Annotated in this window: 6 protein-coding genes and 1 pseudogene; 3 read left to right on the top strand and 4 right to left on the bottom strand. The window is 71.8% G+C overall.

All coding sequences use genetic code 11. The annotated features are described in order from the left end of the window. Window positions 1-20: 20 nt before the first annotated feature. Together fusA and HW130_RS33615 are read right to left on the bottom strand one after the other, a co-directional pair. Window positions 21-2,114: an elongation factor G gene (gene fusA / locus HW130_RS33620; protein WP_177153571.1), complete on the bottom strand. Its 2,094-nt coding sequence runs from the start codon at window positions 2,112-2,114 to the stop codon at window positions 21-23. Window positions 2,115-2,584: 470 nt separating this feature from the next. Then, window positions 2,585-4,288 (bottom strand): lysyl oxidase family protein, encoded by a 1,704-nt coding sequence (locus HW130_RS33615; RefSeq protein WP_177153570.1) that lies wholly within the window; start codon window positions 4,286-4,288, stop codon window positions 2,585-2,587. Window positions 4,289-4,599: 311 nt separating this feature from the next. Between HW130_RS33615 and HW130_RS33610 the strand changes: the two genes are divergently transcribed. Together HW130_RS33610 and HW130_RS33605 are read left to right on the top strand one after the other, a co-directional pair. Then, window positions 4,600-5,241 carry a class I SAM-dependent methyltransferase gene (locus HW130_RS33610; RefSeq protein ID WP_177153569.1) on the top strand — a complete coding sequence of 214 codons (642 nt, stop codon included), beginning with the start codon at window positions 4,600-4,602 and terminating at the stop codon, window positions 5,239-5,241. Between the two features lie 179 nt (window positions 5,242-5,420). Continuing rightward, on the top strand, window positions 5,421-6,014 hold the full coding sequence (locus HW130_RS33605) for an NAD(P)H-dependent oxidoreductase (protein ID WP_177153568.1): 594 nt from the start codon (window positions 5,421-5,423) through the stop codon (window positions 6,012-6,014). 36 nt (window positions 6,015-6,050) lie between these two features. On the opposite strand, the gene HW130_RS33600 is transcribed toward HW130_RS33605, so the two are convergent. After that, window positions 6,051-6,233, bottom strand: a complete 183-nt coding sequence (locus HW130_RS33600) for a hypothetical protein (protein ID WP_177153567.1) — start codon at window positions 6,231-6,233, stop codon at window positions 6,051-6,053. A gap of 373 nt (window positions 6,234-6,606) precedes the next feature. On the opposite strand from HW130_RS33600, the gene HW130_RS33595 reads away from it, so the two are divergent. Beyond that, window positions 6,607-6,957, top strand: a complete 351-nt coding sequence (locus tag HW130_RS33595; protein ID WP_177153566.1) for a hypothetical protein — start codon at window positions 6,607-6,609, stop codon at window positions 6,955-6,957. Window positions 6,958-6,988: 31 nt separating this feature from the next. Here the strand turns inward: HW130_RS33595 and HW130_RS33590 are convergent. Then, a pseudogene (locus tag HW130_RS33590) lies at window positions 6,989-7,287 on the bottom strand (ATP-binding protein); the annotation flags it as partial.

Here is a 7,287-nt window from a genome sequence, read left to right as displayed (position 1 = left end):
CCTGATCCAAACGAAAGACCCTAGGCCGACAGCACTCCCTCGGTCACCGCCGCCGGCACGACGGCGTACCCGACGGCCCGGGTCGTGAAGGTCCCGCGGCCCTGGGTACGGCTGCGCAGCCGGGTCGCGTAGCCGAACAGTTCGGCCAGCGGCACGGTCGCGGTGATCACCGCTGTGCCGGCCCGGGCGGTCTGGCCCGACACCCGGCCGCGCCGTGCCGCCAGGTCACCGAGCACACCGCCCACGGCGTCGTCGGGCACGGTGGCCGTGACCTCGACCACCGGTTCCAGAAGCGCCATCACGCTCGCGCGCAGCGCCTCGCGGAGCGCGAGTCTGCCGGCCGTGCGGAACGCCATCTCCGAGGAGTCCTTGGGATGGGTGGCTCCGTCCGTGAGCGTGACCTGCACTCCGGTCACCGGGTGTCCGCCGAGGGGGCCTTCGGCCAGGGCGTCCCGGCAGCCGGCCTCCACCGCGCGGATGTACTCCTGCGGCACCCGTCCGCCGGTGACCGTCGAGCGGAACACCAGGTGCCCGGCGCCGCCGGACGGGTCGTCCGGCGTCGCCGCCGCCACATCGAGGACGACATGGGCGAACTGGCCCGCCCCTCCGTCCTGTTTGACGTGCCGGTGCACCAGGCCCGAGACACCGCGGGCGACCGTCTCGCGGTAGGCCACCTGCGGCCGCCCCACGCCGACCTCCAGCCCGTGGGCCCGGCGGATCTTCTCCACCGCCACCTCCAGGTGCAGCTCGCCCATGCCCGACAGCACGGTCTGGCCGGTCTCGGGATCGGCCCGCACCGCCAGCGAGGGATCCTCTTCGACCAGACGGGCCAGTGCCGAGGCCAACCGGTCGGTGTCGAGGCTGCTGCGGGCCTCGACCGCCACCGAGACGACGGGATCGGCCACGGTCGGCGGTTCGAGGACCAGCGGCGCCGCCGGTGCGCACAGAGTGGCCCCTGCACGAGCGGACTTCATCCCGATCACCGCGACGATGTCCCCGGCCACCGCGTGGTCCACCTCGGCGTGCCGGTCGGCCTGCACCCTCAGGATGCGGCCGATCCGCTCGCTGCGGCGCGCGCCCGCGTCGAGCACCGTGTCCCCCTTCCGGATCGTTCCCGCGTACACGCGCAGGTAGGTCAGGCGTCCCGTCGCGGTCGAGTTCACCTTGAAGACCAGGGCCGCGAACGGTGCGTCGGGATCGGCCGCGCGCTCCTCGACCGCTCCGTCGTGGGTGCCGCGCACCGCCGGAACGTCCACGGGCGACGGCAGGTAGGCGACGACGGCCTCGAGCAGCGGCTCGATCCCCCGGTTCCGGTAGGCGGAACCGCACAGCACGACCACGCCCTCACCGGCCAGCGTCAGATCGCGCAGAGCCGACCGCAGTGTCGCCGCGGACAGAGTCCCCTCGCCGCAGAACTCCTCCAGCGCGCCCGGGTGCATGTCCGCCACCGCCTCCTCCAGGAGGGCGCGGCGCCGCAGCGCCTCGTCCCGCAGGGCGTCGGGCACGGGACCTTCCTCGACGGTGTCGCGTCCTGTGCCCCACACGAGTGCGCGCATGCGCACCAGGTCCACCACGCCGGTGAACTCGTCCTCCCGTCCGATCGGCAGCTGGGCGACGAGCGGGACCGTGTGCAGTCGCTCCCGGATCGACGCGACCGCGGTGTCCAGGTCGGCGCCCGCGCGGTCCAGCTTGTTGACGAAGGCGATGCGCGGCACCGCGTGCCGGTCGGCCTGCCGCCACACCGACTCGCTCTGCGGCTCGACACCTGCGACCGCGTCGAACACCGCGATCGCACCGTCGAGCACCCGCAGCGAGCGCTCCACCTCGTCGGAGAAGTCGACGTGGCCCGGCGTGTCGATCACATTGACGCGGTGCCCCTGCCAGACGCAGCTGACGGCAGCGGCGAAGATGGTGATGCCACGGTCGCGCTCCTGGGGGTCGAAGTCGGTGACGGTGGTCCCGTCGTGGACCTCGCCGCGCTTGTGGGTGGTTCCGGTCAGGTAGAGGATCCGTTCGGTGACGGTGGTCTTGCCGGCATCGACATGGGCGAGGATGCCCAGGTTCCGGACGCCGGTCGGCTGGTTGCTCGCATGACGTTGCGGGGTGGTACGCACGGCCCGAGGCCTTTCGTGGTGATCTGGAGTTCACAGGGCAGCGCGATTTCCGGACGAAGCGGGCCCGTGCTCGGGCCCGGCGGAATCTCCTGGCACGGCTCGACGGCACGGCGCCGGCCGTGCGGTGGCGCACCGGGCAACGGTGGGTCAGGAGTTCGTCACGGACATCCAGTGGCGGCCGCGCAGCCGGCACTGGGCGCACGAAGACACCAGGATCACGTCGAACCGGGACCGGGGAACTGCGACAGCGGTGCGGTGACACATTGCCGGGCTCCCCTCATTCGTCTCACTCGTCGACCACGCATGCGCTGCGGTGATCGGCAGCGTGCAAAAGCGAGTGTAGAAAGCCTGCCGGGGCAGGGCATCCGATTATTCGCCCGAGCCTGTTGCGCCGCGCCCGCCCGTGCCTCACCTGCTCCGGGCACGCGAAGGCCCCGACCGCCTTGCGGTCGGGGCCTGGTGACGAGGGGTCAGTTGGCGTCGACGAGGTCGTGCGCGGGCACCTTGACCGTGCGGGCGCCGGGCACGCCGCCCAGAACGACCTTGCGGAGTGCGCTGTTGTTGTTCAGGTTGGTCTCCTTCAGCCTCTTCTCCGGGTTGGCCAGCACCTGGATGTAGTAGGTGCCGTTCGGCAGGCCGGTGATGTCGAAGGACTGGCCGGGCAGGTCCTGGCTGTAGGTGTCACCGGAGCCGACGTCGAGGACCTCACGGACGGAGATCGAGTTCTCCTGTCCGCAGGCGGTGGAGAGGTCGGTGTTCTCCGGGTGCCAGTTGGCGTTCTTCACCGTGTAGTCCACGGCGTCCGTGTTGGCCAGGCAGAACGCCTCCTTGCCGCTGCGCACCGCCTCCTTCTTGTCCGCCTTGAGGAGCCGGTAGCTGGCGAAGTCGGTGAAGTGCCAGTGCTCGTGACCGGGGCGGGGGTCCCACTCCATGGTGCCGGTCGGCGTGTATCCGACCTGCTTGCCCTTGGCGTCGTAGAAGTACTGGTAGGCGTCCATCAGCTTCTTGCCGGGAGAGCGGAAGCCGTCCACGACCAGCTGGGCGGGGCCCGCGTTCCACACGTTGGCGCTGAAGGCGAGGTAGTCCTTGCCGGGAACGTCGTCGCCCCCGTCGCTGATGGTGATGCCGTAGGCAGGCAGCGACCGCAGGTCGGGCTTGGGGACGTCGGGGACGGCGGCGCGGCCCGTGGGCCGCTGCGCGTTCGGCTTCAGGGCGGGCGCGCGGCGCGAACCGTCGGTCTGCCCCGTGCCGTCGCCCACCCTCGCCGCGGCGATCCCGACCTTCTTCAGCGCCCACGGAAGGGCGGGAGGTGCCGGCGGGTAGGGGCCGTGTCCCACGTTGTACGACGGACCGGCACCGCTCGTCGGGGCCGCCGGCGGGGCGGTGCGCTGCCCCTGGTGGTGGGCGTGCCCGGCCGCGTGGGACCCGTGCTCCGCGGCCCGCGCCGCGCCCCCGCCCTCGTCCCAGCTGCGCTCGCGCACCGTGAGCTTGATCGTCTGAGGCTTGTCGGCGATGCCGAAGTGGTCGCGGTAGCGCTTGGCGACGGACACCTTGGCGGTGTACTTCCCGGCGGGCAGGTCGGCCTTCTCGGAGTAGTAGCCCGAATACGTGTTGGAGGCCCAGCCCTTCTCTATCCCCCACACCGAGCCGAGGGTGAACGGGTTGACCGGGCAGCTCTGGGGGTAGTGCGACGTGGACGGCGCGTCGGGGCGTACCCGGCCGGAGGCGTTGTTCGGGCAGAAGGGCTCCGTCTTCTTGAGCACCGTCCTGCCTGCCGCGTCGGCGACCGTGATCTCGGCGAATCCCGGCAGTCCCGAGAAGTCCTTCACCAGGCCCGCGGGAAGCGTCTTCGTCCGGGTCGACTTGCCGTCGCGGATGATCTGCGTGGCGACCACGGGGTCCTTGTAGGACTTGCGGGTCACCTTGAGCTCGAGAGGGCCGTTCTCGGCGGTGAGGTAGGTCCCGAGGTCGAGGTAGACGCCCGGCTCCTCCTTCCACGAGTCGAGGGTCACGGACGTGGACGCGGCGATGAGGCTGAGCTTCGGTGCGGGCTGGGCGGCCTGCGCCTGCTTCCCGTCGGGCGCGGCGGCGACGACGCCGGCGACGACGGCGATCGCGGCGGCACCGGCGATCGCCGGACGCCTGAGGCGTGCCTGGGGGGTTCGGGTCATCATTCCTCGTTCTTGAGTCTCGGACGTGCGTGCGGGACGGTGGACGATCCATCGCGCTGGGCCGGCCGGGCGGCCGGAGCTGCATGGGCCGGTCCCGGGCCTGGCGATGAGGTCGCGATGTTGTGTGTGCGCTGTGAGAGGGAGGTGACGGGTCGGAGGTTGTCCGCCGATGCGCATACAGCGGATCGTTGGCCGAAATCGGCTCCTCGGGCACGCGATCCGGTCGGCGTGGCCCCGTTCTCCCCTCACCGTCTCGCGACTGTGGTAGCTCGCCGCAGTCCGGCCTCGGGGCGGTGCCGTGCGATCCTGAGGGCATGGTCAGCGCGAGCAATCACGAGCGGGTGCGCCGGAGTTACGACACGGTGGCCGAGGAGTACCGGACGCGGATCGGGGGCGAGCTCGCCCACAAGCCCTTGGACCGGGCGCTCCTGGCCGCCGTCGCCGAGGAGGCGGGACCCGGTGCGCCGGTCGCGGACCTGGGCTGCGGTCCCGGACACGTGGCGGCATGGCTCACGGACCACGGAGTCCGGCCGGTCGGGATCGACCTCTCCCCCGCGATGGTCTCGGTCGCCCGCCGCGAGCACCCGGGGACGGAGTTCCGCGAGGGCGACCTTCTGCGTCTTCCCGCCGCGGACGGCGAATTCGGCGCGGCCGTCGCGCTGTACTCCGTCATCCACCTGCAGCCCACCGAACTGCGCCCGGCCTTCGAGGAGATGCGCCGCGTGCTGAAACCCTCCGGTCTGCTGCTGGTCGCCTTCCATCGCGGCGCGGAGGTCCGGCACTTCGCCGAGTGGTGGGGCCATGAAGTGGACGTGGATTTCCACTTCTTCGCCAACGAGACGGTCACGGCGGCGCTTCGAGAGGCCGGCTTCGCCGTCGAGGCGACGCTGGAGCGGGCCTGCTACCCGGAGGAGGCGGCGACCGACCGCACGTACGTGATGGCCCGTCCGTCCTGAGGCGCGGCGTGGACGGCTTGGTGCGACGGATTGGGACCGACTGGAACGCCGAGGCCCAAGCGGGGGGTTGACGTATCGTCGGCCCCAGGGCCGGCCGGTTGCGGGAGCACGACGTACCTCCGGACCTCGGCGCCCGAACCGCCTCGACCGGTTACGACGATGTCCACGACAGGGGAACCATGCGCGCAGGGGTCTATCTCGCTCACCCACGGCCCGGCAGTTTCAACCACGCCGTGTTCGATGCCGTGGTGGAGGAACTGCGCGGGCGCGGATGCGAGGTGCTCGCGCACGACCTGTGCGCCGAGGGGTTTTCGCCCGTACTCGCCCCGGACGAGACCGGGACGGTCGCTTCGGCCACCTCGCCGGTCGACGCGCAGGTGGCCCTCCATCGGGCGGAGGTGGCCACGCTCGATGCCCTGGTCTTCGTGCACCCCAACTGGTGGGGCATGCCACCCGCTGTTCTCACGGGATGGGTGCAGCGCGTCCTCGCTCCCGGCGTGGCGTACAAGCTCGCGTCCGCGGACGGCGAGCCGGCGGGGCTGCTGACGGCGGGCCGTGCCCTCGTGCTGAACACCTCCGACACCCCCGCCGACCGTGAACAGGACGAGTTCGGGGACCCGTTGGAACGGATCTGGTCCGCCTGTGTCCTGCCCTACGTCGGAGTCGACGACGTGCGACGCGTCGTCTTCCGCACGGTGACCGATTCCACCGCCACGTCCCGCGCCACGTGGCTGCGGGAGGCGCGCCGGCAGGCCGCCGCACTCCTGGAATGACCGAGTCCCTGCATCCCGCGACGCGCGAGGCCGGCGTCAGCGGACGAGGAGCCGGCGGACCAGGGCATCGGCGGCCCACCCCTGCCAGGCGTCCGCGGACCATCCGCGCTCGTGGACGAGAAGGTGACAGGTCTCGGGCGCCGGCACGGCCAGGGCGATGTCGGCGGCCCTGGCCGCGTCGGTCCCCGGCCGGCAGCGAGCCCTTGGTGTCGAGCGCATCGGCGAACCGGAGCTGCACGATGTGGCGCCGGCCGATGTCGGTACGCCACAGATCGGTGATCTCGGAATCGGTCGCGGCGGAGGAACGAACGACCTCCAACAGCGGGGTGACACGCGCCAGGATCCGCTCGCCACGGCGGCCACCTGGAGGCGGATCTGTTCGGCGGGCGGCGCGGCCGGCGCCTCGGCAACCGACGGCCCTGGGTCGGCGCCCGGAAGCAGCCGGAGTACCCCATTCCGGGGGGCGAACCGGGGCGGGAGGACTGCGGCTATCCTGCGGCGGTGCCGGTCCGAGGGACCGGCTCGCCCAGGACGACCGCGTTCACCCTTGATGCCGTGCCCGGTGACCGGCACGGCAGGAGACGGAGCTTTGATGGACCCTCAGCACTTCCGGCGGATCACGGCGTTCGTGGAGGCGCGGCTCACCCCGCTCTTCGACGCGGCGACGGGCAGCACGCACGGCTTCGGGATGGACGACACCTCTCGTGCCCTGCGCGCCCTTCGCGCCACCGTGCTCGCCGCCTCGGCGGTGGAGGGGGTCTTCGAGCAGCGCGATCATGCCGACGGGGAGATCCGGCACATCGCCGACCAGGCGCTGGCCCACAACTGGGACGTGCTGCGGCGCATCGCGAGGAACTGGGAGGACCACCCGGACTTCCTCCGCGAGTTCAAGCGTGACTCCTGGGAGTTCGACGACGAGCCCGTGGCCGCCGCGGAGGGCTGAGCCGCCGGGCCGGCCGCCGACCGTTCGACGGTCAGCGGCCGGCCATCGGCACCAGGCGGGCGGCGGCCTGTGCCCTCGCCGCTTCCAGCAGGGCGAGGAGCACCGACTTGCTGGACTCTCGATCGCGCACGTCGCACAGGATGACCGGCGTGGTGGGTTCGAGGGCGAGGGCCTCACGTACCTGCCGGCTCGTGCAGTCCCGCCTGCCGTCGAAGCAGTTGACGCCGACCGCGAAGGGGATGTTGCGCTCCTCGAAGAAGTCCACCGAGGCGAAGGAGGCGTCGAGCCGCCGGGTGTCGGCGAGCACCACGGCGCCCAGCGCACCGAGCG

Source organism: Streptomyces sp. PKU-EA00015 (genome assembly GCF_013387495.1).
In the GTDB taxonomy this organism is placed as follows: domain Bacteria; phylum Actinomycetota; class Actinomycetes; order Streptomycetales; family Streptomycetaceae; genus Streptomyces.
The sequence above is the reverse complement of the archived record's forward strand: the minus strand, read 5'-3'. Positions and strand labels throughout refer to the sequence as shown.